Origin of the sequence: Methylobacterium sp. J-059 (assembly GCF_022829485.1) — a bacterium.
In the GTDB taxonomy this organism is placed as follows: Bacteria; Pseudomonadota; Alphaproteobacteria; order Rhizobiales; family Beijerinckiaceae; genus Methylobacterium.
The window spans coordinates 1-24,739 of the sequence record NZ_JAKSYA010000157.1 but is presented as its reverse complement, the minus strand read 5'-3'; the positions used below and the strand labels follow the sequence as shown (position 1 = coordinate 24,739).

The 24,739-nt window shown below is 68.2% G+C and carries 17 protein-coding genes; 9 read left to right on the top strand and 8 right to left on the bottom strand.

Features of this window, described 5'->3' with window-relative positions; genetic code table 11:
• Position 1 precedes the first annotated feature (1 nt).
• From MKK55_RS23520 to bcsN, 4 genes are all read left to right on the top strand, one after another.
• A complete protein-coding gene (locus MKK55_RS23520; protein WP_243937891.1) occupies positions 2 to 2,596 on the top strand; it encodes a cellulose biosynthesis cyclic di-GMP-binding regulatory protein BcsB in 2,595 nt (864 codons plus the stop codon).
• Positions 2,593 to 3,723 carry a glycosyl hydrolase family 8 gene (locus tag MKK55_RS23515; protein ID WP_243937889.1) on the top strand — a complete coding sequence of 377 codons (1,131 nt, stop codon included), beginning with the start codon at positions 2,593 to 2,595 and terminating at the stop codon, positions 3,721 to 3,723. The genes MKK55_RS23520 and MKK55_RS23515 overlap by 4 nt, the downstream gene beginning before the upstream one ends.
• Complete coding sequence (locus tag MKK55_RS23510; protein WP_243937888.1) at positions 3,708 to 5,648, top strand: hypothetical protein; 1,941 nt, start codon at positions 3,708 to 3,710, stop codon at positions 5,646 to 5,648. The genes MKK55_RS23515 and MKK55_RS23510 overlap by 16 nt, the downstream gene beginning before the upstream one ends.
• Before the next feature lie 161 nt (positions 5,649 to 5,809).
• Positions 5,810 to 6,655 carry a cellulose biosynthesis protein BcsN gene (gene bcsN, locus MKK55_RS23505; RefSeq protein WP_147727200.1) on the top strand — a complete coding sequence of 282 codons (846 nt, stop codon included), beginning with the start codon at positions 5,810 to 5,812 and terminating at the stop codon, positions 6,653 to 6,655.
• 61 nt (positions 6,656 to 6,716) lie between these two features.
• Here bcsN and MKK55_RS23500 read toward each other — a convergent pair whose 3' ends face one another.
• The gene (locus MKK55_RS23500) at positions 6,717 to 6,995 is read right to left on the bottom strand and encodes a hypothetical protein (protein ID WP_243937887.1); all 279 of its coding nucleotides are present in this window, start codon (positions 6,993 to 6,995) and stop codon (positions 6,717 to 6,719) included.
• A gap of 1,118 nt (positions 6,996 to 8,113) precedes the next feature.
• On the opposite strand from MKK55_RS23500, the gene MKK55_RS23495 reads away from it, so the two are divergent.
• Entirely contained in the window at positions 8,114 to 8,440 is a 327-nt protein-coding gene (locus tag MKK55_RS23495; protein WP_243937886.1) for a DUF6894 family protein, read from the top strand.
• Positions 8,441 to 8,673: 233 nt separating this feature from the next.
• Here the strand turns inward: MKK55_RS23495 and MKK55_RS23490 are convergent, their stop codons facing one another.
• Positions 8,674 to 9,834 carry a lipopolysaccharide biosynthesis protein gene (locus MKK55_RS23490; RefSeq protein ID WP_243937885.1) on the bottom strand — a complete coding sequence of 387 codons (1,161 nt, stop codon included), beginning with the start codon at positions 9,832 to 9,834 and terminating at the stop codon, positions 8,674 to 8,676.
• Between the two features lie 759 nt (positions 9,835 to 10,593).
• On the opposite strand from MKK55_RS23490, the gene MKK55_RS23485 reads away from it, so the two are divergent.
• Both MKK55_RS23485 and MKK55_RS23480 read left to right on the top strand, forming a co-directional pair.
• Positions 10,594 to 11,595: an NAD-dependent epimerase/dehydratase family protein gene (locus tag MKK55_RS23485; protein ID WP_243937922.1), complete on the top strand. Its 1,002-nt coding sequence runs from the start codon at positions 10,594 to 10,596 to the stop codon at positions 11,593 to 11,595.
• A 132-nt stretch (positions 11,596 to 11,727) separates the two neighbouring features.
• Positions 11,728 to 13,224 (top strand): exopolysaccharide biosynthesis polyprenyl glycosylphosphotransferase, encoded by a 1,497-nt coding sequence (locus tag MKK55_RS23480; protein ID WP_243937884.1) that lies wholly within the window; start codon positions 11,728 to 11,730, stop codon positions 13,222 to 13,224.
• Positions 13,225 to 13,242: 18 nt separating this feature from the next.
• Here the strand turns inward: MKK55_RS23480 and MKK55_RS23475 are convergent, their stop codons facing one another.
• Entirely contained in the window at positions 13,243 to 14,037 is a 795-nt protein-coding gene (locus MKK55_RS23475) for a response regulator transcription factor (protein WP_243937883.1), read from the bottom strand.
• A gap of 460 nt (positions 14,038 to 14,497) precedes the next feature.
• Here MKK55_RS23475 and MKK55_RS23470 point away from each other — a divergent pair, with 460 nt between their 5' ends.
• On the top strand, positions 14,498 to 15,343 hold the full coding sequence (locus tag MKK55_RS23470; protein ID WP_243937881.1) for a LuxR C-terminal-related transcriptional regulator: 846 nt from the start codon (positions 14,498 to 14,500) through the stop codon (positions 15,341 to 15,343).
• An 11-nt stretch (positions 15,344 to 15,354) separates the two neighbouring features.
• Here MKK55_RS23470 and MKK55_RS23465 read toward each other — a convergent pair whose 3' ends face one another.
• From MKK55_RS23465 to MKK55_RS23455, 3 genes are all read right to left on the bottom strand, one after another.
• Positions 15,355 to 16,797 carry an HlyD family type I secretion periplasmic adaptor subunit gene (locus MKK55_RS23465; protein ID WP_243937879.1) on the bottom strand — a complete coding sequence of 481 codons (1,443 nt, stop codon included), beginning with the start codon at positions 16,795 to 16,797 and terminating at the stop codon, positions 15,355 to 15,357.
• A complete protein-coding gene (locus MKK55_RS23460) occupies positions 16,794 to 18,608 on the bottom strand; it encodes a type I secretion system permease/ATPase (RefSeq protein WP_409566116.1) in 1,815 nt (604 codons plus the stop codon). Before MKK55_RS23460 ends, MKK55_RS23465 begins: the two co-directional genes overlap by 4 nt.
• Before the next feature lie 254 nt (positions 18,609 to 18,862).
• Complete coding sequence (locus MKK55_RS23455; protein ID WP_243937875.1) at positions 18,863 to 20,914, bottom strand: right-handed parallel beta-helix repeat-containing protein; 2,052 nt, start codon at positions 20,912 to 20,914, stop codon at positions 18,863 to 18,865.
• Between the two features lie 322 nt (positions 20,915 to 21,236).
• Between MKK55_RS23455 and MKK55_RS23450 the strand changes: the two genes are divergently transcribed.
• On the top strand, positions 21,237 to 22,325 hold the full coding sequence (locus MKK55_RS23450) for an AraC family transcriptional regulator (protein WP_147840778.1): 1,089 nt from the start codon (positions 21,237 to 21,239) through the stop codon (positions 22,323 to 22,325).
• A gap of 173 nt (positions 22,326 to 22,498) precedes the next feature.
• Here MKK55_RS23450 and MKK55_RS23445 read toward each other — a convergent pair whose 3' ends face one another.
• Positions 22,499 to 23,851, bottom strand: coding sequence for a UDP-glucose dehydrogenase family protein (locus MKK55_RS23445; RefSeq protein ID WP_243937873.1), 1,353 nt, complete (start codon positions 23,849 to 23,851; stop codon positions 22,499 to 22,501).
• Positions 23,852 to 24,171: 320 nt separating this feature from the next.
• Positions 24,172 to 24,739 (bottom strand): cupin domain-containing protein (locus MKK55_RS23440; protein ID WP_243937871.1); only part of this gene is annotated, 568 nt, incomplete at its 5' end.

The following is a 24,739-nucleotide window of genomic DNA, read 5'->3' as shown; positions in this document are numbered from 1 at the left end:
CATGGCTCAGATTGATCTCCCCTCCGCCCGTGCGATCGCCGCGCGTTCGCTCCGCTGCCTCCGGGCCGCGATGGTGCTGGCGACTGGCCTGCTCCTGGCTCCCTGCGCCGGGGCGCAGAGCTTCCTCGGTCGCGGGGCTCCGCACGCCCTGACGATTCCCGGAGCGGACGAGGCGGCACGCCCCCCGCGCCGGGCCGAGGGCCCGTCGCCGGACGGCCCGGAGGCCGGGACGCCGGTCCCCGTGTCGCAGGCCGCCGTATCGCTGCCCCAGCGCCCGCTTCCCGCGACCGGCGAGAGCCTGCGGCTCAGCGGCGAGGAGGACGCCATGCAATGGCCGGTCTACGTCACGGCCGAGCAGGCACGCGAGCGGCTGCGGCTTCGCGTCGGCTACCTCGCCGCCATCTCGGTGGTCCCGGAAGCCTCGTTCCTGACCGCGGCGGTCAACGACGTCGTCCTCGGCCGTACGCCGATCAAGGCGCCCGGTGCCGTCAAGGTGATCGAGTTCGACATCCCCGCGGGCGTGCTCAAGGCCGGGTACAATGCGATCGCGATCTCGGCGGTCCAGCGTCACCGTGTGGATTGCTCGCTGGCCGCAACCTACGAGTTGTGGACCCAAATCGACCCGTCCTGGACCGGTCTCGTGATGCCGGCGGGCGTCGAAACCGTGCGGTCCCTGCGCGACCTGCCCGCGGTGGCACCGGATGCGCGCGGCCTCGTGCCGCTGCGCGTGGTGCTCCGGAGCAAGCCGGGGTTCTCGACCTTCGAGAAGATCATCGCCCTGGTGCAGCGCGTCGCGCTCGCGGGCCGCTACGCCCACGTCTCCGTCGAGTTCGGGGCACCGCTCCAGGGGCCTGCGGGCCTCAACCTGGTCATCGGCTCGGCCGACGAATTGCGGGACCTGCCCGGCATCGATGCGGCCCAGGCCGCGACGGGGCAGGCTCTCGTCTTCCTCCCGGCCAACGCGGAGCGGGCCGCGACCCTGATCGTGCCCGGCAGCGGAGCCGCCGAGATCGAATCCGCCGGTGGGGTGCTCACCGCCTCCGCCTCGCGCGTCGCCGAAGGCAGCCCGCAGGGCCTGCGCCAGCTCGCGCTCGCCCGCGGCTTGGAGCTCGGCGGCGGCACCACGGTGCCCCTGTCCCGATTCGGCGTGCAGAATCGCGAGTTCTCCGGGCGATTGTTCCGGACGGGCTTCGACGTGACCCTCCCCGTCGACTTCATCCCGGCCGACTACGGCAAGGCCATCCTGTCGATGGCGGGCGGCTATGCGGCCGGCCTCGAGACCGGCGCGCAGGTCATCGTCGACGTCAACGGGCGCAACGTCGCGAGCGACACGCTCCCCCGCGCCGAGGGCGAGGTCTTCCGCAGCTTGGCGATGCCGCTGCCGCTCGGCCGCTGGCGACCCGGCCGGAACCGTATCGAGATCACGGCGCGGCTGCCGTCGCGGGCCGACCGGACCTGCGAGGACAGCGGGGTCGAGGCGAAGCGCTTCCTGTTCCTCAACGACACGACGTTGACGCTTCCCCCCCTCGCACGCGCGCTGCGCCTGCCGGAACTCGCGGCGACCGCCAGCGGTGGATTGCCCTACCTTCGGACCGCGCAACGGCCGCGGCTGGTGGTGCCGACGCCGGACCGCGAATCGATGTCGGCCGCCGCCACCATCGCGGTCCGTTTCGCGCTCGCCGCAGGTCGCCCCATCGACTTCGAGATCGGAAACGAGAACGCGCTTCTGCGCAGGGCGCCGACGGTGGTCGTGGCGCCGGCCCGCGCCCTCGATCCGGAGGTGCTGCGCGCGGTCGGGCTCGACCCCGAGCAGATCCGGCGGATCTGGGAGACGCGGGCGACGGCGCTGCCGTCGCCCGCCCAGCCCGATGCGACCCCGGGCCTCAGCCTCGACCGTCTCCGCAACGACGTGCCGCCGGCCTGCGCCCTGCCGGCGTCCGCCTCGCGGACCGCTCTCGTGATGCCGCGCCGCGCCCGGGACGCGGACAGCGACGGCGAGACCCGCGATCTCGTCTCGTCCTGGAGCACCGCGGTGCGCAACCGCGACTCCGTCGGCGACATGCTGTCGAACGCGACGGGCAGGCTCGGCAGCGCGGCAACCGAGACCATGGCCGCGGCGACGGGGTGGCTCACGGATCAAGTGCGCGAGGATCCGGTGACGATCGGCATCGAAGCATCCCTCGTCGTCGGCCAGGGCATGGCGGGCCACGATCCGGACACGGCGATCACCGTCTTCACCGCACCCAACGGTGCCGCCCTTCAAGCCTCCGCCATCTGCCTGAGCGCTCCCGTCGTGTGGAACCAGCTCGAGGGACGCGTCGCCGCCCTCGACGCCAACGACGGTGCCCTGACCACCTTCGCCGCGCGCCAGGGCCAGATCGTGGAGACCGTTCCGCGGACCTTCGAGAACACGCGCCTCGTGCTGGCGGGGTGGTTCTCGACCAATCCCAACACCTTCGTCCTCACCCTGCTCGCGGCGGCCGTCCTTCTCGGCCTCAGCACGCAGGCGATGCTCCGCGGAGTCGGCCGCAGGAGCCAGCCGATCCCCGACGCGCGGCGGGACGCCGACGGGGACGACCGGGAGTCCGACCGATGAGCCCCTTGCGCCGGCGCCTCGCCGCCCTTCTCCTGTTTCCTCTCCTCGCGCTGCCGGCGGCGGCGCAGGCGCCCGCGCCGCCGGACGGCGTCGGTGAGGCATCGTCCCGCCCGGCTGGACCGCCGACGATGTTCAACGCGATCGGCGATATCGGTGCCTGGCGCAGCTACCGGAGCCGCTTCGTCACGCCCGAGGGCCGCGTGGTCGATACCGGCAACGGCCGCATCAGCCACAGCGAGGGCCAGGGCTACGGCATGCTGCTGGCCGTCGCGGCGGGAGACCGCGACGCCTTCCAGCGCATCTGGGGCTGGACCCGAGCCAACCTGATGGTCCGTCCCGACGCGTTGCTCGCCTGGCGCTGGGAGCCGGACAAGCGGCCGGGCGTGGCCGACGTGAACGATGCCACCGATGGCGACATCCTCGTCGCCTGGGCCCTGGCCGAGGCCGCCGAGGCATGGTCGGACGAGGGGTACCGCCTCGCGGGCCGCCGCATCGCCGTCGACGTCGCGCGGCGCACCGTCCTGTTCAAGGCGGAAGGCGGGCCCCTGCTCCTGCCGGCCATCGCCGGCTTCTCGGCCGAGGACCGGGCGGACGGCCCGGTCGTGAACCTGTCGTACTGGGTGTTCCCGGCCTTTCCGCGGCTCGCCGCGCTCGCGCCGGAGTTCGATTGGGCACGCCTGAATACCGCCGGGCTCGACCTGATGACGCGCGCCCGCTTCGGCACGTCGAGGCTGCCGACCGAATGGATCGCGATGCGCGGCGGCGTGCCGAAGCCGGCGGAGGGCTTTACGGCGACCTTCTCCTACAACGCGGTCCGTGTGCCGCTCTATCTCGCGATGGCGGGATACGAAGACCGAAAGGCCTACGAACCCTTCGTGAAGCTCTGGTCCGCATCCGGTTCCGCGGGCATGCCGATCCTCGACATCAACAGCGACCAGACGGTGGGCCACCTTCAGGAGCCCGGCTACGCGGCCGTGGCCGCCCTGGCCGCCTGCGCCGGGACCGGTGCCGCGCTGCCGCCGAGCTTCGCCGAGCCGGCCGTCTCCGAAAACTACTACCCCGCCACCCTCCATCTCCTGGCGCTCGCCGCCGCCAACACGAGGTATCGCTCATGTCTCGGGCGTTGAGACGAGGCGGCGCAGCCCTGTCGCTGCTGGCGGGCCTGAGCCTCGATGTGGCGGGAACGGCGACCCAGGCGCGGGCACAGGGCGCGCCGGACGCGTCAGGCACCGTCCTGCGCGACGACCGGCGCGCGCCGGTGATCCTCGGCGCGACCAACGCACCGTCGTCGGAGATCGTCGACGAGAGTGGGCTTCGCTACTACGCCGCGCAGCGCCAGAACGAGCGGGTGCAGACCGAGATCGCCCGCCTGCGGCGGCGCTATCCCAATTGGACCGTGCCGACCGACCTCGACACGCTGAAGCCGAGCCCCCCGGAGGAGGCTCCGCTCTGGGACCTCTTCACCGCGGGGCGGGTCAACGAGGTGCGTGCGGCGATCGCCGCGCGGCAGGCGGCCGATCCCGAATGGCGTCCCTCGGACGACCTCGCGCGCAAGCTCAACCGCGGGACCCTGCGCAGCGAGGTCAAGGCCGCTGAGGCGAAGGGCGATTGGGACCGGATCCGCGCCCGCGTCGACGCCGCACCGGACACCCTGCGCAACCTCGACATCGACATCGCCTGGACCGTCGCCGAGGCCTACGCGCGCACCGGCTACACGGCCCAGGCCGTCAACGCCTACCGCACCATCCTGACCGGTCAAACCGACACCGCCCTGCGGCTCGCCACCATCCAGAAGGCGATGGCCAACCTGCCGATGGCACAGGTCGAGCCGCTGCTCGCCATGGGCCATTCCGCCGCCGACGGGAGCAGCGAGTTCCAGGCGATTCGCCCCGACGTCACGCGGGCACGGATCGCGGCCGTGCTGCACGAGGAGCCGGCCGGGAAGATCGAACCGGCGGACCTCGCGGCGCTGAGCGACGCCGTGCGCAAGGCGGCGGACCCCGCCGAGCTCAGCCTGCTCGGATGGTATGCCTATCACCGCCGCCAGTTCCGCGAGGCGCTCGACTGGTTCAAGGCCGCCATCGCCCGCGGGGGCGATGCGCGGATCGCGACCGGCCTCGCCCTCTCGCTTCGCGAGCTGGGGCAGGAGCGCGAAGCCGAGGAAGTCGCCTATGCGTGGCGTGGCCCGTCCGTGACCAACGCGGCGCTCTACCTCGACATGATGGGACGCCGGCTGACACGGCCACCGGTCGCGGCCGTCGATCCCGCGCGCCTTGACCGCTTCGCCAAGCTCGTTCTGATGACGACCTCCGGCGAGGGTGCGCAGGCGTTGGGCTGGTACGCCTACAACGCCTGCCAGTTCGAGGCCGCCGCGGACTGGTTCCAGCGTGCGAGCGCATGGAAGCCCCAGGAAGCCGCCGTTCTGGGCTACGCGCTCACCCTGAGCCGCCTGAAGAAGACCCGCGAGTTCCTCGAGGTGGTGAACCGCTATGATGGCCTGTTCCCGACGGTGGTGGATCTGGTCTTGCCGGCGCCCGACGCCCAGGCATCGGGACCCTGCGACCCCGTCCGCGACCCGCCGGTCGCGCGGGCAGCCGCCGCCGCTCAGGTTCGCGTCCCCAAGCCGGTCCCGGCGGCGGTCCTCGGCCGGGCGTTGCCCGTGCGGCGCGGCGAGTTTCCCTTGCCGGTCGCCGCCGAGAATCCGTTCCGCTTCCCCGAGCCGTCCGAACGTGGCCGCGAAGCGGATTTTCTGCGCGACGCCAAGGCGCTACAACCTTTGATTGCTCGTCGCGTGCCCGGTGTCCCGGCGATGCCCTACGAACGCTACGGCTTCACCCTGCTGCCGGCCTGGAACGGCATGGACCGTCCGACATCGCAGGCTGCGCTGCCGCTGCCGCCCGCCGGCACGCTGGCCCATGCGGATGCCCCGAACCCGACGCAGGGGGACCCATCCCGCACCGCCGAGGCGCACGACGGCGATCGGTTCGGTCCCTTCGACACCGCGTCCGACAGATCTCGCACCGATTCGCGCAGCACGGGACTGGACCGATGATCCCGTTCTCATTCCCCGGTGTCGGCCGGCCTCTGCGCCGCTCCGGCAGCGTCCTGCTGTTGACCGGTCTCCTGGCGGCCTGCAACACCGCGCAGGAGGCGCGCGGGCGGGTCGCGTTCGTCGCGACGGCCTACGCCTCCGGCGAAGGATCGCCCCAGCGCGTGCCGCTCGTGTCGCTCCCCGATGCCGGGTCGGCCGTTCTCGTCGACGAGTCCCGCCGCCGTGGCGCCCTGCATCAGAAGATCGTCTTCGGCCGCGATGGCAGCAGCCGGGCCGACCTGAGCTTGGGGACCGCCGGCTCGGGCATTTCCGGCATGGCCAAGCCGACGCGGCTCGGAATCGCCGCCGAACTCGCCCAGCTGCCCGACGGGCCGTACCGCGTGTCGCGTGAGCCGGCGCGCAACGCCTATGGCCCGGTGGGCGTCGCGCTGAACGGGCGCTGCGCGTTCGCGTGGCAATGGATCGAGGATTTGCACGGCATCGGATTGGGCGACACGTCGGAGATGCCGGGCCGCATCTCCGCGTCGCTCAGGGTCCATCATTGCAGCCGCGGCTCGTCCGAATCCCTGATCCGCGACTTGTCCCGCCTGCGCCTGGGCGCGGCTCTTCCCGAACGGATCGCCCGGGCGCCGCGACGCGCACGCCCAGCACGGGCGCCGGAGAAGGTGCAGGTTTCCAGCACGCCGGACCCCGTCGCCACGATGACGCCGCCCGCGGTCGCCCGTCCGCTCGTCACCGTCAATGGCAGCCGGACCCTCGTGAGCATCCCGCCGGATCGGGGCACCGCGGACTATGCTGTCGATTCCGGTCGCCCGGTGGTGCCGAGGCCGGGCGCTGCCGGATCCGAGGCGCTCGATCAGCCGCGCTACCTCACCGATCCTGCGCCGGCACGCCCATCCTCGAGCGCCCCGGCGACGCAACCGCCCCCCAGTCGACGCGACGCCCTGTCGACGGACCTTCCGGCGCAAGCCTATCGCGGGCCGACCCCCCCGCCGTTCGGTTGGTGAGGCCACCGACCACGCTCTCGAAGAAGACGAGGGCGGCCGAAACCGATTCCGGCCCGAAACGTCAGTATCCGATACGGGCGACATCGACAGGGAATCCCTGCCGTGTCGTCCGTGTCCGATAGCAGATGTAGCCGTAGGGACCGTACCATCGGCTGCCGTTCCAGCACGGACGCTGCAGCGGTCGCAGGTCGATGATGCCCGGCCCCGCCCAGCCTGCCGAGGCGTAGATCGGGGCGGCCCGCGCGACAGGCTGATCGATCGGCTGTGCGCTCACCGCGGATCCGAACAGCGGCGTCAGGCAAAGGATCGATAGGGCGCGTCTCATGTTGCTTGCATCCATCGTGGATGATCCTTCGCCTGAGATTTTTTCGTCAACGCTCGGCGCCCATGGATGTTCGACGTGGGTTGCATCGGCAAATCAGCGGTTCCGTCTTCGCGATCGATGTTCCCGACAGACTCGGAAGCTGAAAACTCATTCGTGGTCGCGCGGCGAGGGCGGGGCGAGCGGATGGCACGGAGCCGCTTGGTTCGGCTGGTCGGAGGATGAGCTCGGGCGAAGGCGAAGGGTCGCTCGGCGACGCATGCGGACGGACGGTGTGGCGACGCTTCCGCCATTGCCCCATCACGGAAACCGACCTCCTCGCGCGTGCAGGACAGCGCGGTGTGAGCCGTCCTCCGGCGTTCCGCTGTTCGGGCTCGAGCCATGCGGTCGCTCTATGCGAAAGGCCGAAGCTCGAGGCGGGGAGGGATGTCGAGCGTCACCGCGACTGTGACGCCGGGCGCGATCTCGCTTCAGGTTTGCCGGGTCACGTCGGGACCGGAGGAGTTCGCGAGCGGATCACGCTCGCGATCGGCGATGTGAAGCCCTTTCCGATCGCGCTGAGTCGCGCCGGGCGCCCACGTCCCGGTGAGGGCCACCCGTGCTTTCCCGCCTGCGTGGCGGACGAGGTCGACGCGTCGCCTCGGCAGAGTACCCCGGTCCGCGAGCCATGGCCGGTCTTCTCGATCGGCCCGGAAAAGCCCGCCGATCCGGTCGAGCGGTACTCCCAAAGCCCAACTCCATCGCTTCCGCGTTCTGCGGTAAGTATTGCGCGTCGTACCAGAGTGGTCCTCTGTCTAGCTCATCGCGTTCGACAAATCAGAATTCATGCCTCCGGCGCTTGTGGAGTGCCATGTCTCGCTATTTGGTCGGGTCCGTTCGAATGCGATACTCAACGAGCTTGCGAAGCACCGCCCGAACGTGCTCTCGAACCTGTCTGCGTCTGATGTCGTCGGCCTCTGACCGAGGCCCATCCTGCGGTGCGGCTTCAGTGGGCACGATTTTCACGTCCTCATATGGAGACCGGTGGCGACGACTGCGGCTTAAGCCGTTCGGCGCAGGCAACAATAGATACGCCAACTTGCGGGCAGAAATTTCATCAAAATACGTAGGTCGCTGTCGGATGCGCGCTTGTGCAAATGCGGATGGCGACATGGTTAAGCCGTCCTGATGCGAAACGCGGCAAAGTCGGCTGTTTACGACTCGGTAACGAGCCTGGGGCCAAAAAAATCGAAACTCGGGAGGTCGGTTTGCCGCAACGCTTTCGCTTCGATCTTGAGAGCAGCCACATCGCGATCCGGGACGAAGCCGGCGTGGAAGCCGACAGCCTCGATCAGGCGATCGAGCAGGCGGAGGCTGGGATCGAGGAGATGCGGGCGAGCGGTGAGGTGCCGCCTTCCAGCGAGACCTGGGAGCTGATGATCCGCGACGAGGACGGCGTTGAGCTGAAGCGTCTCCCCGTCTGAGCCTTGCCGACGGATAGGAAGCGCCGATCCTCGCTTGCGGCGGTGCCCGCGGACGAGAGAAGGCGTCCCGCCGGGAAGGGCGTCCCCCGCCGGCACCAAAGCAACACCGCGTCGGCGAGCGGCGGGGTCTGCTAAGGAGCGCCGGACACGGTACGGTGCCGGTCGCGGCAAGCGTCAAGTTCGCGACCGCCCATGGGGCGGCTCGGCCGGCTTCGGCAGGGGCCCGTGTCTCGTCAGATGACCTGTCCGACACGGTCCTCGAGGAGCATCCTCTTCAGGATCATGTGGCTGGCGACCAGGCGCGCGATTGCCGAGATCAGCGTCGCCGCGGCCGCACCCATCACGCCATAGAGGATGATCAGCGGGAGGCCGACGACGATCGATATCGCCACGCCGATGCCGTTGATCACGACAGCGGTTCGCGGAGCATCGATCCCGTGCAGGAACGAGCAGACCGCCTCGGTCGCGTAACCCGCCATGAATGCGAGGACGAGCACCCTCACAGGGCCGGTGAGGTCGAGATAGGGTGAGCCGGCACCGTAGAACGCCGACAGGATGAGCCGCGGCTCGATCAGCGCGCTGCAGTACAAGGCGAAGATGACGGGCGCACCCAGGAGGGCGCAGTTGCGTGCCGCGTTCCAGGCGCTGGATCTCCCGGACAGGTGCGCCCGCGCCGCGAGTTGCGGGATCAGGTTGAGCAGCGCGAACAGGACCGGGTTTGCGACGTTCAGGACGTTGAGCGCCGCCTGATACGACGCCGTCGAGCCGGCACCGGAGGCGAGGGCGAGCGTCCAGCTCAAGATCTGAAAGCGCGTGATGCCGAGCACGTTGCTGGTGAGCGCATACCGCCCGATCTGCCAGAAATCCTGCCAGGTCCCGGCGAGCCCCGCTGCATTCGGCAGGGTCAACCGCGCTTGGCGCGCCTGAACGCAAGCCGCGACGGCCGACGTCAGCGCCATCACCCAGAAGATCGCGGACATGGACAGGGATTCGACGAACCAGAACAGCGATACGACCACCGAGGTTTGGCCGAGGTAGCTGATCGCGTCACCGAGGATGGCGTCTCGAAATCGTAATTCCGCGAACAGGGCGCGGCGGCAATACTCCTGGAACTGCCAGCACAGGAAGTAGGCGATGGCGGCCAGGGCCAGATCCGCACGTCCGTTGGCGAGGTTCACGACCGCGAGGCCGATGCAGAGCGGGATGCTGAGCGGTACGAGGATCAACAAGCTCGTATGGATCAGCGCCCTGCTCTTGTCCGGGAGCGCGACGCTGCATCTGACGGTCATCGGATAGAAGACCAGCGTCGTGTTCACGACCTGCAACAGGAACAGCACGCCGAACAGGATCGAAACGTGCCCATACTCCGATGGTGGAAGATGGCGCGCGAGCATGATGTTGAGGACGAAGGTCCCCAAGCTGACGATCGCCTGATCGATCAGAGGATATCCGGCACCGGTCGAGCGCGCTTTGATCCAGGTCGTCTCGATCCTCGATCGCCATGTCTGCCTCGAAAGCCCGGTGTGAAGCGCTGGGGGATCGCCGACGGCGGAGGCGGACGGATCGGATGCTGGCGGCATGGCTGGAACCCGTGCGGGACGCGGTGACCGGCGTCCTGTCGGCTCGACGTCTCCGTCGAACGGTCTGGCACGATGCCGCGTGACGACCCCCGCGACCGAGGTCCGGGGCGGCTCGAACCGAGGTCGGCGTCGTGATGTCTTCGAACGACGATGATGATCGACAGGCAGGAACGCGTCCGTTCATGCTGGGAGCTCGAGCACGGACGGAGCAGCGGCGACACGCGACGGGAGCGATCGACACTCCCTGCCGATACTGTATCGCAGCGTCCAAGCAGCAAGAAGCGTTCGCTTCGTACTAGCCCTCCTGGCTACTGCGCCCTGGTCCACCTCGGACTTCCGAACCATGCCCGCAGCCATGCTGCGATGATGTCGCCGCACGCGGGTGTCGTCCGGCGACGCGCGGACCCGATGAATCATGAAAACCGTCCATAGCAAGCCAAGCAACGCGGTGCGGATCTTCGCTTGCCGTACCAGCAATCCAGGATGGCGAGAGGGAGTAATACCTGTTAGAGATGGATGTTAACGTATCGTTAAACATATTCTTCGGCGTTGCATTCGCTGGGAGAAAAGACAATGTCGAGCCGACGCGTGCTTGTGACCGGGGCCGGAGGATTCATCGGGCACCATCTGGTGACGTTCTTGAAAGCGAAGGGCTATTGGGTTCGCGGCGTTGACATAAAGATGCCCGAATACGAGACGTCGCAAGCCGACGAATTCGAGGTCCGCGACTTGCGGGATCCCGACGCCTGCCGAGCCGCGGTCAAGGGCATCCACGACGTCTACCACCTCGCCGCCGACATGGGCGGCATCGGCTACATCACCTCGTCCCACGCGGGCATCACGCTGAACAACACCAAGATCAACGTCGGCATGATCGACGCCGCTCGTGACTTCGGCGTCGAAAGATTCCTCTTCTCGTCGTCGGCCTGCATCTACCCGCAGTACCTGCAGCTTCAGCCCGATGTGACCCCGCTCAAGGAAGCCGACGCGTTTCCTGCCGATCCCGAGGAGGGCTACGGGCTCGAGAAGCTGTACATGGAGAAGATGTGCCAATATTTTACCGAGGATTATGGTTTCGCGACGCGCGTTGTCCGCTTCCACAACGTCTACGGACCGCTCGGCACCTATGACGGCGGACGCGAGAAGGCGCCGGCCGCGATCTGCCGCAAGGTGGCGCTCAGCCAGGACGGCGGCGAGATCGAAATCTGGGGCGACGGCCTCCAGACCCGGTCGTTCATGCATGTCGACGATTGTGTCGAGGGCATCTACCGGATCATGGAATCCGGTTACGACAAGCCCCTCAATCTCGGAACCGACGAGCTGATCTCGGTCGACGGGCTCGTCGATCTCGTCTCGTCGATCGCCGGGAAGCGGCTGTCCAAGCGTCACGACACGTCGCGCCCGCAGGGCGTGCGCGGCCGCAACAGCGACAACAGCCTGCTCCGGGAGGTCCTCGGCTGGGAGCCTTGCATCCTCCTCGCGGAGGGGCTCGTCCCGACCTACCGCTGGATCTCCGGCGAGCTCGAAGCTCAGAGCAGCCTGCAGGCCCCGATCCCGGCGGTCGCCGCCGAGTAGCGAGGAACGCGCGTGGGCATCGATCCCGATGCCCACGCGGCCACGCCGCATCGGCATGCGCCCTGGACCGGGCGAGCCGCCCGGTTCGTCGCGCTGCCGTCGATCCCCTCTCCGAGACCGAGATCGCGCTCAATGGCCACGACACTCCCGACGTCCGACCTCAAATCCGCCGCCGCCTCGCCCCTCGTCACGCTGCGGGGAAGCGGCCGACCTCTGCGCAGGACCGACGCGCTGGCGCGCTGCCTCGGCGTGGCGCTCGCTCTCGTGTCCGCGGACGCCGCGGCGGCGGCCATGGCCGTGGCCGGCGGCATGCTTCTGACACGGCAGAGCATCTTCGCCGATGCCGCCGGCATCTCGGACGTGATCGTTCTCCCGATCCTCGCCTGCGCGATCTTCGCCCTGTCGGGGCTCTACGGCGGGTACGGCCCGAGCCCTGCCGAGCGCCTTCGCCTGCGGACCTACAGCGTGCTCGCGCTGGCTCTGAGTTCCCTGGTCTTCCTGAGCGGATACGGCCTCACCGCAGGGTCCGCGTTGAGCCTGACCGTGACGACGCTGCTCCTGGTCACCCTCGGCTTCTACGCGGAGGTCGCCGTCCGAGGCTTCCTGATCCGGAAGGGGGTTTGGGGGGCGCGGACCGTGATCGTCGGCACGGATGCGTGCGCCACCGGCTTGGCAACGACCTTGCTGGCGCAGCCGGAGCTCGGCTTTAACCCGATCGGCTTCCTCGTCGATGGCGCCCGGAGAACCGACGCGACGCAGGCCGGGCAGGCCGTCGCCCTCCTGCCGATCCTGGGCGCGATCGAGGAGGTACAGAACCGATCGTCCGTCGAGGTCGCGATCTTCTGCTCCTCCGCCGATTTCGCGGCGAGCGACATGGCGGAGACCGGCCCGCTGCCGTTCCCGCGGGTCGTCGTGGCCCAGCAATCGCAGGATCTTCAGAGCCTGTGGATGCAGACCAGGCTGCTCGGCAGCACCTTCGGGTTCGAGATCCGCCGGGATCTCTACAGGCCGCGCAATCTCGGCCTGAAGCGCCTGGCGGATCTCGTCCTGACCTGGCCGCTCATCGTTCTGATCGCACCGGTCGTCGCTCTCCTCGCGCTGCTGATCAAGTGGGCCGATCCGGGGCCCGCCTTCTACGTGCAGCAGCGGGTCGGACGAAACGGCAGGCCGATCGGCGTGCTCAAGCTCCGCAGCATGTACGTCGATGCCGAGCAGCGACTGAAGGACCATCTCGCTGCCGACCCGCAGGCCGAGAGCGAGTGGCTGCGGTTCTTCAAGCTGAGGCACGATCCGAGGATCCTGCCCTGGATCGGCCACTTCATTCGGCGGACGAGCCTCGACGAGCTGCCGCAATTCTGGAACGTCATACGGGGCGAGCTCAGCCTCGTCGGGCCGCGGCCGTTTCCTTCATACCACACCGACGGTTTCGATCGCCGCTTCCAGGCTTTGCGGCGCAGCGTCCCGCCGGGCCTCACGGGGCTCTGGCAGGTGTCGTCGCGCAGTGACGGCGACCTGGCCGTGCAGCAGAGCCAGGACACGTTCTACATCCGCAACTGGTCGATCTGGCTCGACTTCTACATCCTGCTCGCCACGGTGCCGGCGATGATCGCCGGGTCGGGTGCCCGCTGAAGCGGGCGCCTTTCTCTCTCAGTGAGCGTCGGCGAGCGACGGGTCGGGCTTGGCACCGATCCGTTCGGCCTGTTCGGGGCGGGAAGCGTGGCCCAGGGCCCAGATCGCCGCCTGGGTCCGGTTCTGCACGTTGATCTTGCGCAGAATGCTCTTCACGTGAATCTTCACCGTCGACTCCGCGATGCCGAACTGCCGGGCGATGTGCTTGTTGGAGATGCCGTCCGTGAGGCATCTGAGAATGTCCGCTTCCCTGCCGGACAAGAACAGGCGCTGTTCCGTCGGCGCCGCCTTCAGGGGCTTGGGCTCGTACGGCGTGCGACGCGACGCCAAGTACTTGGCGAAGTTGATCGACAGGACGCCGCCGTCGCCGAAGACGACATCCAGTGCCGTGATCAACGCGGAAGGGCTGATGCCGGCGCTCAGGAAGGCGTGCGCCGGGATGCTCATCGCGTCCGCATAGCGATCGGGATCGTTCTCATCCACGAGCACGACGATACGCGCCGCCGAATTTCTGGACCGCAACGCCGAAACGATCTCCGCCATCTCGGTGCCGTGCGCTGCATCCGTAAAGATGATAAGCTTCGGGCTGGTATCCTGCAGATGATTCGAGAAATCGAGATGTGGTAACTGAATGATGTTCCGATATTGATGATCTTCGAGAATGCTGCGCAGTCCTTCGCTGTAAAATCCAGACGGTCCGATGATCAGCGTCGCTATCGACCGGCTTGGATGCTGGTCGGTGATCTTGAGCCTGCGCTGCGCCGACGCAGCTGCTGGCGCTCTGATTCGGCTGAGTCGTAGCCCTTCGGACATCATCGCCTCGCGAATTTGGAAGACCGGGCATCTATAAAGCAAGAGAATGGAAATCCTGGAGGATAAGTCAATTCTAAAATGGAGCCACCACGATCCGATTAGGGCTCTACATCGCGGATGAGAAAACAGTTGTCGCAGTTTTTGCATGCCCCGAAGAGCGAGGGCCGAGCATCGGGCGCAACGTTTGCGGCGGAAATGTAACTTATGATGGTCGCCCCGGGCGCCCCAACTAGTGTTTCGACAACAGTTACGAACCTCCTCGATTCGCAGGATCGAACGCTCGGCACAGGACGTGCTCGGGATCGCACACGGATCGACATCGGCATCCGGATGCCGCCGTCTGCGCTGCATGGCGCATAGTACTTTGGGAGGACCAAACTGGCCTTTTGAGACATATGGAAGAGGACCGATTTAATTATATTCGACGGTCACATTTCAACACTGTCTTAGGCAGGCTCTCATGGCTGTAGAGAAGCGTAAAAGCGCGCGGTCCTCCGTGCCGCGGCCGGTGAATCGCCGTCGGACGGACGAGATCGTCGAGACGGCCCTGGTCGAGCCGAACAGCCTGTTTCGAGAGGGGATGGAACACATCCTGGCTCGAACGCGATTGCAGGTCGTCGCCAAGACCGACACGCTCACCGCTCTGCTGGCATCCTCGACCGGGCACAAGGTGCCGCGCCTGGCCATCCTGGCGATGGAGGGAGTGGATGCGCCCTCGACCGCGACCATCGGCGCGCTGAAGGCCCGGTATCCGGATTGCCGTATCGTGTGCCTGATCCAGGGCGATCATTCGGATGCGAGCGTCGACCTGCTGAAATCCGGCGCCGACGGCGTCCTTTTGCGGTCGATCGGCGCCGACGCCTTCGTCAGATCGCTCGAGCTGGTGATGCTGGGAGAGCGCGTGCTTCCCGCGGCCGCCCTGTCCGCGGCCTGTTCCGGCGAGTGTCGAGAGGCGACGCCCGCACATGCGCCTCTTCCGGACGGCGATCAGCCCGGCAAGCCGGAGCAGGCGCCGCGCTACTGCAATCTGTCTTCTCGGGAACTCGCCATTCTCCGATGCCTCGTCCAGGGCGAGTCCAACAAGATCATCGCACAAAACCTCGACATCGCCGAAGCCACGGTCAAGGTTCACGTCAAGGCCATTCTTCGCAAGACCCACGTTCAGAACAGGACCCAGGCCGCCATCTGGGCCCTCAACCATCTCGCCGACTGCGAGCCCTCCGATCTCGAAGGGGCGGCGAATGGCAGCCACGGCCAGGTCGCGCCGATTCTTCTGCCCGCCGATGGGTCTATCCGCGTAGCCTAGGCCGGGCGCGCTCAGTTCTCGCGCCAAGCCTTGGCGACCTGATCCGCGAGCGGTTTCGTCAGGAAGGAGATGACGGTGCGCTCCGTCGTCTTGATGAAGCTCTCGACCGGCATGCCCGGGCGCAGCTTCGCCTTCCCGAGCCGCCTGCTCTCCTCTTCGCCGATCGCGATCCGGGCGGTGTAAACGTTCATGCCCGACTTGGCGTCCTTCGTCACATCGGGCGAAAGCCGGTCGACGACGCCGTTGATCTCGGGGGTGGTGCGCTGGTCGAAGGCGGTGAATCGGAGCACGGTCTGCTGTCCGACATGGACGTGGTCGATGTCCTCCGGGCGGATCTTCACGTCGACGGCGAGCGCGTCGGCCTGCGGCACGATCAGCATCGCCGGCTCGCTCGGCGTGACGAGGCCGCCGATGGTGTGCACGCTCATCTGGTGGACGATGCCGTCCTGCGGCGCGCGCAGATCGATGTGACGCAGCGCGTCCTCGGCGACGACTCGCTTTTCCACGTACTCGGAGGTCTTGGCACGGATATCGGCGAGTTCCTTTGCGACCTCGGCGCGCATATCCTGGTCGATCTGGAGGATCTGCAGCTCCGTCTCGCTGATCTTGCCCTTCGCCTGCGCGATCGCCGCCAGGAGCTGGCCGCGCTCGCCGTCGAGGCGGGTCGCCTCGCGCTCCAGCGCCGTCACCCGCGAGACGGGGATCAGGTTCTTCTGGCGAAGCTCGCGCAATCCCTGAAGCTCGTTCTGGATCAGCGCGATCTCACCCTCCTTCGCCCGAGACTGGTCGTTCAGGCCCGTGATCTCGTGGTTGAGCTGGGCGACCCGCTCGTTGAGCTGTGCTTTCTGGCCGCCGCGGGTCGCGCGCCGGATGGTGAAGAAGGCGGTTTCTCCGGCGATCAGGTTCGCCACCGTCGGGTCGGTCTTCGCGCGCTCGAGGAACTCGGCCGGGAAGGTCGGCGCGTCGGCGCCGCGCTGTTCCGCCTCGTCGCGCGCACGGCGCGCCGTCGTCTCGTCGAGCGACTTGACGACGATGTCGAGGTTGGCCCGGATCTGGGTGTCGTCGAGGCGCACCAGCACCTGCCCGGATCGCACGCGATCGCCCTCGCGGACGTTCAATGCGCCGACGACCCCGCCCACCGGGTGCTGGACCTTCTTCACCTCCGATTCGACGACGACCTGCCCGGGCGCGATCACAGCGCCCGAGAACGACGTCAGGCAGGCCCAACCACCGATGCCGAACACGAGGATCCCGGACAGGATCGCGGCGGCTCGCAGCTGACGCAGCAGCGAATCGTAGCTCGGGCTTCCATGGACGCCCGGCGCCGGGACGAAAACCTCGGCCAGGGCGCGCAGGCGTCCGGCCGCCGTCCCGATGCCGGCGCGCGCACGGGACAGCGCGAGGCGAAGGCGCGGCTCGAGCGAGCGGACCCTGGCCGGGACAGTCCGAATCATGCGCGGAACCGTTGCTGTGCGGCGGCGAAGGCCGGCCTCGGCGCGTCGGCCCGGGCGGGCACCTTCGCCGGCGGAGCGGTCGTCGGGACGGCGGTCGGGCGAAGGAGCCGGCCGAGAACCTCGTCGCGTGGACCGAACTCGGCGATGCGCCCGTCCGCGAGAGCGAGAATGAGATCGACGGTCGCCAGCACGTTGGGACGGTGCGCGACGACGATCGAGATGCCGCCGCGCGCGCGAACCCCGTGCAATGCAGCCGCGAGCGCGGTCTCGCCGGCCACGTCGAGATTAGCATTGGGCTCATCGAGCACGACGAGGAACGGGTTACCGTAGAGCGCCCGCGCCAGGCCGACCCTCTGGCGCTGGCCCGCCGACAGGCGGACGCCGCGCTCGCCGATCGGGCCGTCGTAGCCGCCCGGTATCTGCACGATGGTGTCGTGGAAGCCGGCGGCCTGCGCCGCTTCGATCACGGCGTCCGCCGACGCGTTCGGGTCGAACCGGGCGATGTTCTCGGCGATGGTCCCCTCGAAGAGCTCGACCTCCTGCGGCAGGTAGCCGATGTGGCGCCCGAGCGCCGAATTCGACCACTGGTCGAGGGAGGCGCCATCGATGCGGACGCTGCCCCTGACCGGCGACCAGACGCCGACGATCGCCCTCGCCAGCGAGGACTTGCCGGACGCGCTCGGCCCGACGATGCCGAGCGAGGTGCCCGCCTCCAGGTCGAGGCTGATGTCGGACAGGACCAGCCGCTGGATCTGAGGGGGCGCGACGCTGACGGCCTGCAGGCTCAAGGTCCGGTGCGGCGCCGGCAGCTGCAGCGGCGTCGGCATCGCGGGCAAAGCGGTCAGGAGCACGTCGAGCCGGCGCCAGCTCTGCCGGGCCGCGACGAAGCTGCGCCAGTTCGCGATCGCCAGTTCCGCCGGCGCCAGCGCCCGCGAAACCAGGATCGAGCTCGCGATGATGATGCCCGAGGAGGCTTCGCCCGAGATGACGAGGCAGGCGCCGAGCGCCAGGACGCCGGATTGGAGCGCGAGCCGGAAGACCTTGGATGCGGAGCCGAGGCCGGTGGCGATGTCGGCGACGACCTGCTGCGCATCGAGGAAGCGGCGGTTGGCGCCGGACCAGCGACGGATGAAGGTGTCGCGCATGCCCATGGCGGCGAGCACTTCGGCGTTGCGCTGCCCGGCTTGGGCCAGGCTGCCGCGGCTGGCCGCGTGTTCCGTCGCCCGTTGCATCGGCCGCCGGGTCAGGCGGTCCGTGACGATGGTCAGGGCCACCAGCACGCCGGCTCCCGACAGGGCGGCGAGGCCGATCAGCGGATGGAACAGGAAGCAGATCAGGAGGTATAGCGGCATCCAGGGGAGGTCGAACAATGCCCCCGGCGCCGGGCCGCTGAGGAAGCTGCGCAGGGCATCGAGATCGCGCACCGGCAGCAGCCCGTCGTCGGGCATGCGCCCGACCAGCGGAGCCCGGATGGTGGTCTCGAAGACGCGGACGCCGAGCGACTCGTCCAGCATGGCGCCGACGCGAACCAGCGCACGCGCGCGCAACACCTCCAAGGCCCCCTGGAACACGAATAGGGTCAGCGCCAGCAGGCACAGACCCACCAGCGTCGCGATGCTGCGGCTCGGAATCACCCGATCGTAGACCTCGAGCATGAAGAACGATCCGGTCAGGCACAGGATGTTCACGAGGCCGCTGATCACGGCGAGCCCGACCAGGGCGTGGCGGGCGACGACGATCGCGGAGGCGATCTCGGAGCCCCCGGCCGGCAGCCGGGACGCCGCGCGGGGATGTGCAGGCTGCGGTTTCACGAACACCACATCACCGTCCTTGCAGTCGATGGAGGAGGATTTCGGGTATGCGGGACCGGCGGCGCCAGCCGCCATCGCCCCGCGGATCGGAGCGACCTTGATGCTGGGTGCGCTGTGCGCCGCCCGTCGCCGTGCCCCTCTGCCCGAGCGGAGCGAGGGGGGCGGTCAGGCGTCGGGTCGCTGGAAATGCAGCGCGCGTCGTCGGGGAGGGCCGATCCGATGACCGGCCCCCCGTCGTGTTCGTCTCGACGGCGTCAGCCCCAATGGCCGCCCGCAGAGGCGTGGTGGAAGTGGTCGATCGGCGTCGCGGTCTCGGCCCCGGCGTGATTCGCCCAGTGCTGCTCGGCCAGTCCGGCGTAGTGCTGCAGCGCGTTGCCGGCCACGGCCTGCCAATCGACATGGCCGTCCAGGCGAGCCGAGATGGCGCTGGCGACGGACGGGTCGACGCCATGGTCGGCCAGCAGATCGGCCCAGGACGGGTGCGCGTCGCTCGATGCCGAGACGGGGCTCGTCGGCGTCGCGCCGCCGCCCCGTGCCTCCGTGCCCCCGTGGCAGTGCGCCAAGCCGCGACCGGGGTCGTGCGGGTCGGTGTGCGGCGCACTCCCCGTCGCGGATGTTTCGTCCGGGGCCGCCGGGACGGGGGGCGTCCCATCGCCGGTCCCCGCGCCGGGCTGCGCGGTCACGGGCGCCGGAGCCGTGGAGCCGGTCTGCTCGGGAGCCGCCGGCTGCGCGGTCGCCGGCGACGCTGGCTCCGTCGCGACGGGGGTGGAGACAACAGGCGTCGAGGCCGGATCGACGGATTCCGCATGCTCCGGTGCCGCCGGGGCGGTGGTCGCGGGCAGCGCGGGGTCGGCCGCGACGGGAGGCGTCTGGGATCCCGGCTCGCTTGGTGCCGGCGTCTCGGGGGCGGGCGTGAAACCGACGGGCACGGTCTGCGCCACCGGGATCTGCGTCGAGATCGTCGCACCGGCATCCTCGCCGGCGGTCGTTTGGAAGCCGCTGAAATCGTAGCCGGTGTTCACCCAGGAGAAGTGCTGCCCCGAGGGGTCGGCGTAGTGGTACGCGTTGTTGGCGAAGCTGTTTCCGCCGTTGCGCAATCCGGCCTCGTCGAAGTCGGCGACCGAGCCGGAGACGCCGGCGCCCGGCGTGCCGTCGACGATCACGTTGTCATGGACCGCGTTGCCGGTGGTCGTGTGCGGGCCGTACGCGCCCGATCCGCGGTCCTGCTGAATCAAGGTGATTCCGTTGCCGCCGGTCGTCGCGTCGACATGGTTGCCGTAGACCTCGACGTTCTTCGAGTTCTGGATCTGGATCTGACCGTCCCACAGCCAGGGCGCCGTCGGGCTGCCGTTCCCCGTCACGACGTTGTTGCGGATCGTGGCGTCGTAGCTGATCTCGTGGCTGATGCCGCCGGCGAGATTGTTGACGACGGTGTTGCCGTCGTAGAGCGTGTGGATGTTGTCGATATCGGTCCAGAGGCCGTAGCCGTTGTTGTCGTGGGCATAATTGCCCAAGACCTGAAGGTTGGTCGTCTGGGCGAACTTGCTGCCGCCGCCCTCGAAGCCGGGATCGATGCCGGCGAAATATCCGTTGTGGCCGATCTCGTTGCCTTGGACGAGAATGTCGGTGCCATTCGCGCCGAGACCCATCTGGCCGTTGTCGTGGATGTTGTTGCCGACGATCTTGCCGTCCGTTCCAACGTAGGCACCAAGGGCGTAGTTCAGCCGGATCTCGTTGTTCTGGACCACCCATCCCTGGGCCGACGGGTCCCATCCCACGGCCGCGTGCTGCACCGGCGGGTCGTACTTCTCGATGACCAGGTTCTCGACGGTCACGCCCTTGGCTCCGCCCGCGAAGGCGAACGGGCTCACGCCGGCCTCGACCTTGTGGCCGGCGGGATCGTCCTGGAAGTAGATCTTGTCGGCGGCGTAGTCGAAGTAGAACTTGCCCGGCGCGACCTTGCCGAGCGAATCGACGGGCGAGAGCGGTTTGTCGTCGATGAAGAACGTCTCGGGATAGCCCGCACGCTCGGCACCGGGAATGCCCTTGTCGGTCGAAAGACGCATGCCCTCCTGGGTCTGGTCGCTCGCGACCCAATTCGCGCCTTCCTTGGTGAAATCCGTGATCTGATGCGAACCGTTGAGAATCGCACCTTCCTGACCGATGAAGTGGTCGTTGTCCTTGGGCTTGACCGACTGCATGCGATGCTCGCCGGCCTCGATCCAGAAGGTCGATCCCGCGGGCGCGGAGTCGACGACGGATTGAATGTCCACGCCGACCGGCACCACGATGGCGCCTGCAGGCATGCTGGTAGAAGTAATCCCAAAGGTCTGTGACGCCACCATTGCGCTCCCGATCAGCTGAGGGTTCTCGTTGACGTGCAGGCCGAGCGACGTCTAAGTTTCTTTCAATACTGAGAGAAACCGTATTGCGTTCGCGGTTGCGCGGACGCTCGATGTAGCCGGCTTGACCATTGGATACGCCCGCCATGGACTCGCTGTCTTGTCTTTTCGCGCCAGATATTTGCGACGTCGCGCCTCGGCGATCTCGAGCGATCTCGGTCACGAACTTTTCGGCGGCCGGATCCGCTCTCGTTCCCCTCCTGAACCCGATCCGTGAAGCGATCGCATGACGGACCTCGGCGCAGCGCTGCCACAAGATCCGTCCCTGAGCAGCACGGCCGTCGCGCTCGCGGTCGAACGGCTCGTCCTGGCCGGGTTGGAGCCCGATCCGCTGCTTCGTCAGGCCGGCCTCGTCGGCGCGGATGCGGACATGCCGGTGCGCGGCGACGCGGCCGAGAAGCAGGGCGTCTTTCTCGATACCGCGGCCGACGTGCTCCAGGACCGGTCGCTCGGCCTGCACATCGCCCAGGATTACGAGCTGCGCCGGTTGGGCCTGTTCTTCTATCTGATGGCGTCGTCGGAAACGGTCGGCGAGGCGCTGAGCTGCTTCGAGCGCTACGTGCGCACGCAGGATGCCGGGCTCGACGCCTCGTATCGCCAATCCGATGTCGCCCTCACGGTGGCCGTGCGCCCCCTCGACGTCGGCTTGGCCCCCAGCCGGCATCTTTCGGAATTCCTGATGCTCTCGCTCTATCGACTGGTGACGTCGTTCACGCCGGCGACGCCGCTCGGCGTGAGCTTCGTCCACGTCCATCCCGAGACCGCCGAAGACACCGAGACCTCGTTCGCCGCTCCGGTCGACTTCGGCGCATCGGAGAACCGGATCGCGTTCGCGGTCGACATCGCGAATGCGCGCCTGCCGAGCTTCGACCCCTACCTCCACGGGTCGCTCGTCCGTCAGTTCGAGCATGCGGCCGAGGCGGCGCAGGCGGAGCCGAAGTTCCTCTGGTCCGACGTCAAGAAGGCGATGGCGCCGCGGCTCTCGAACCGGACGGCGACCATGGCCGACATCGGGCGCGACCTCGGGATGAGCACCCGCACGCTGTCGCGCCGGCTTCGCGAGGAGGGCAAGACCTTCAGCGGGGTCCTGGACGAGCTGCGGGCCGAGCTCGCCAACTACTACATCCGGATCAAGGGCTTGCCGATCACGGAGATCGCGTGGCTGCTGGGTTATCGCGAGGCGAGCGCGGTCGTCGTCGCGTTTCGGCGCTGGACCGGCCTGTCGCCGACCGAGCTGCGGCGACGGAACGAGGCCATGACGATGGTGCGCAGTGCAGCGGCTCCGGACGAGAACGCGAGCGGGCCATCGCACTGACGGCCGCACAGCTGCGCCGTTCGCACAGCCTCCGGTCCGTTATTTCGGAAGAACGATCGGGATCGTCTCGGGGCGCCGGAACAACGGAAGGGATGGTTGCCCGCTCGGTCACGACGAGGAACGACCGGACGTGAGACGCCCCGGTCGCGTGACGCGCGACCGGGGCCGTGCCGTCACCCCGCAAGCGCCAGCGGGACCACGCGATCCGGCTTGCCGGCGTCGGCATCGCCCTTCCCGACGCCGACGTAGCGGAAGCCCGCCTTCTCGACCCGCTCGGGCCCGTAGACGTTCCGCAGGTCGACGAGGATGGGCCGGGCCATCGCGCCGCGGAGGCGATCGAGATCGAGCGCACGGAACACGTCCCATTCGGTGACGATCACGACGGCATCCGCATTGACCACGCAATCGTACGCGTCGAGGCAGTACGAGACGTTGGCGATCATCGCGCGGGCCTGATCCATTCCTTCGGGATCGTAGGCACGGATCCGCGCGCCGGCATCCTGCAGCGCCGTGATGATCGAGATCGCCGGCGATTCGCGCATGTCGTCGGTATTCGGCTTGAAGGTCAGCCCCAGGATCGCGATCGTCCGCCCGCGCACGCCGCCGCAGGCCGCGATGACCTTTCGGGCGATGATGCGCTTGCGATGATCGTTCGAGGCGGCCGCGGTCTCGACGATGCGCATGGGCGCCCCGTGCGCCTGCGCCATGGCGATCATCGCCTGGGTGTCCTTCGGGAAGCAGGAGCCGCCGAAGCCGGGCCCGGCATGCAGGAACTTGGCGCCGATCCTCTTGTCGAGGCCGATGCCGTGCGCGACGTCCTGGACATCCGCGCCGGCCTGCTCGCAGAGGTCCGCGACCTCGTTGATGAAGGCGATCTTCGTGGCGAGGAAGGCATTGGCCGCGTACTTCGTCATCTCCGAGCTGCGCCGGCCCATGAACAGGATCGGAGCCTTGTTGAGGAACAGCGGCCGGTATAGCTCCTCCATCACCGCCCGCGCGCGCTCGTCTTCGGCGCCGACGACGATACGGTCCGGCCGCTTGAAATCGTTGATCGCCGCCCCCTCCCGCAGGAACTCCGGATTCGAGACGACGGCGAAATCGAGCTGCGGCCGCAGCTCCCGGACGATGCGCTCGACCTCGTCGCCGGTCCCGACCGGCACGGTCGACTTCACCACGATGACGGCGTAGCCGCTCAGCGCCACGGCGACTTCCCGGACGGCATCGAAGACGAAGCTCAGATCGGCTTGGCCGTCCCTGGCGCGCGCCGGCGTTCCGACCGCGATGAAGATTACCTCGGCCGATGCCACCGCCGTCGCGAGATCCGTCGAGAAGCTCAGGCGCTCGTCCGCGAGATTGCTGGCGACCATGCCGTCCAGATGCGGCTCGTAGATCGGCAGGACGGCGCGTCTCAGAGCGGAGATCTTGTCGGCGTCGCGATCGACGCAGACGACGGTGTGTCCGAAATCCGCGAAACATGCGCCCGAGACGAGACCGACATATCCTGATCCAATGACGGCGACGCGCATCGTACCGACTCCTCTCGTGAGGTTACCCAGGCCAACGCCGCGTCGACGGCGTCGAAGACGACAAGTGAAAGAATGATGTCCGTAAATATCGTCGGACGACAGGGCGTGTATTGGTCTATTTGGAACAAGCCGATCGCTCCAGTGGGCAAATAGCGTGTAGCTCTTTTGGGGAGAAGACCGTGCTCGTTGCCTGTGATGCGGCGTGGTTCGACACGGGCGGTCGGAAGGGGTGGCACGGTCTCGCAGCCTGATCGCGAGCGTGGTGCGGTCGCCGCCGCTCCGCTGGCGGCGTCACGCAGCCGAGACGCCCGGCGATAACGCTACCGCCCGTAGACATCCTCCACGCGGATGATGTCGTCCTCGCCGGTATAGGAGCCGACCTGGACCTCGATCAGCTCGAGCGGGATCTTGCCGGGGTTGGTCAGGCGGTGCAGCGCGCCGATCGGCAGGTAGACCCCTTCGTTCTCATGCACGAGGATGATCTGCTCGTTCAGCGTGACCTCGGCCGTGCCCTTGACGACCACCCAGTGCTCGGCGCGGTGGAAATGCTTCTGCAGCGACAGCCGTCCGCCGACCTTCACCATGATGCGCTTGACCTGGAAGCGCTCGCCGATGTCGATGCGCTGGTACCAGCCCCAGGGCCGGTACATCCGCCGATGCGCGTCGGCCTCCGGGTGGGCCTTCTTGCGCAGGCCGGCGACCAGTTCCTTGACCCGGCCCGACTGCGCCTTCGAGGCGACCAGCACGGCGTCGGGGGTCGCCACCACCACCACGTCGTCGAGGCCGACCACCGTGGTCAGCCCCTCGCCCTCGCTGTGCACCAGGCTGTTGCGCGTGCCCAGGAGCTCGACCCGGCCGCGCACCGCGTTGCCGGCGGCGTCCTGCGGC

Excerpts from the sequence above, each read along its gene's own strand:
- MKK55_RS23445 (WP_243937873.1), bottom strand. The coding sequence starts at position 23,851 with ATGCGCGTCGCCGTCATTGGATCAGGATATGTCGGTCTCGTCTCGGGC.
- MKK55_RS23450 (WP_147840778.1), top strand. The coding sequence starts at position 21,237 with ATGACGGACCTCGGCGCAGCGCTGCCACAAGATCCGTCCCTGAGCAGC.
- MKK55_RS23485 (WP_243937922.1), top strand. The coding sequence starts at position 10,594 with ATGTCGAGCCGACGCGTGCTTGTGACCGGGGCCGGAGGATTCATCGGG.
- MKK55_RS23475 (WP_243937883.1), bottom strand. The coding sequence starts at position 14,037 with ATGTCCGAAGGGCTACGACTCAGCCGAATCAGAGCGCCAGCAGCTGCG.
- MKK55_RS23480 (WP_243937884.1), top strand. The coding sequence starts at position 11,728 with ATGGCCACGACACTCCCGACGTCCGACCTCAAATCCGCCGCCGCCTCG.
- MKK55_RS23490 (WP_243937885.1), bottom strand. The coding sequence starts at position 9,834 with ATGCTCGCGCGCCATCTTCCACCATCGGAGTATGGGCACGTTTCGATC.
- MKK55_RS23470 (WP_243937881.1), top strand. The coding sequence starts at position 14,498 with ATGGCTGTAGAGAAGCGTAAAAGCGCGCGGTCCTCCGTGCCGCGGCCG.
- MKK55_RS23515 (WP_243937889.1), top strand. The coding sequence starts at position 2,593 with ATGAGCCCCTTGCGCCGGCGCCTCGCCGCCCTTCTCCTGTTTCCTCTC.
- MKK55_RS23510 (WP_243937888.1), top strand. The coding sequence starts at position 3,708 with ATGTCTCGGGCGTTGAGACGAGGCGGCGCAGCCCTGTCGCTGCTGGCG.
- MKK55_RS23500 (WP_243937887.1), bottom strand. The coding sequence starts at position 6,995 with ATGGATGCAAGCAACATGAGACGCGCCCTATCGATCCTTTGCCTGACG.
- MKK55_RS23520 (WP_243937891.1), top strand. The coding sequence starts at position 2 with ATGGCTCAGATTGATCTCCCCTCCGCCCGTGCGATCGCCGCGCGTTCG.
- MKK55_RS23495 (WP_243937886.1), top strand. The coding sequence starts at position 8,114 with ATGCGGATGGCGACATGGTTAAGCCGTCCTGATGCGAAACGCGGCAAA.
- MKK55_RS23465 (WP_243937879.1), bottom strand. The coding sequence starts at position 16,797 with ATGATTCGGACTGTCCCGGCCAGGGTCCGCTCGCTCGAGCCGCGCCTT.
- MKK55_RS23455 (WP_243937875.1), bottom strand. The coding sequence starts at position 20,914 with ATGCCTGCAGGCGCCATCGTGGTGCCGGTCGGCGTGGACATTCAATCC.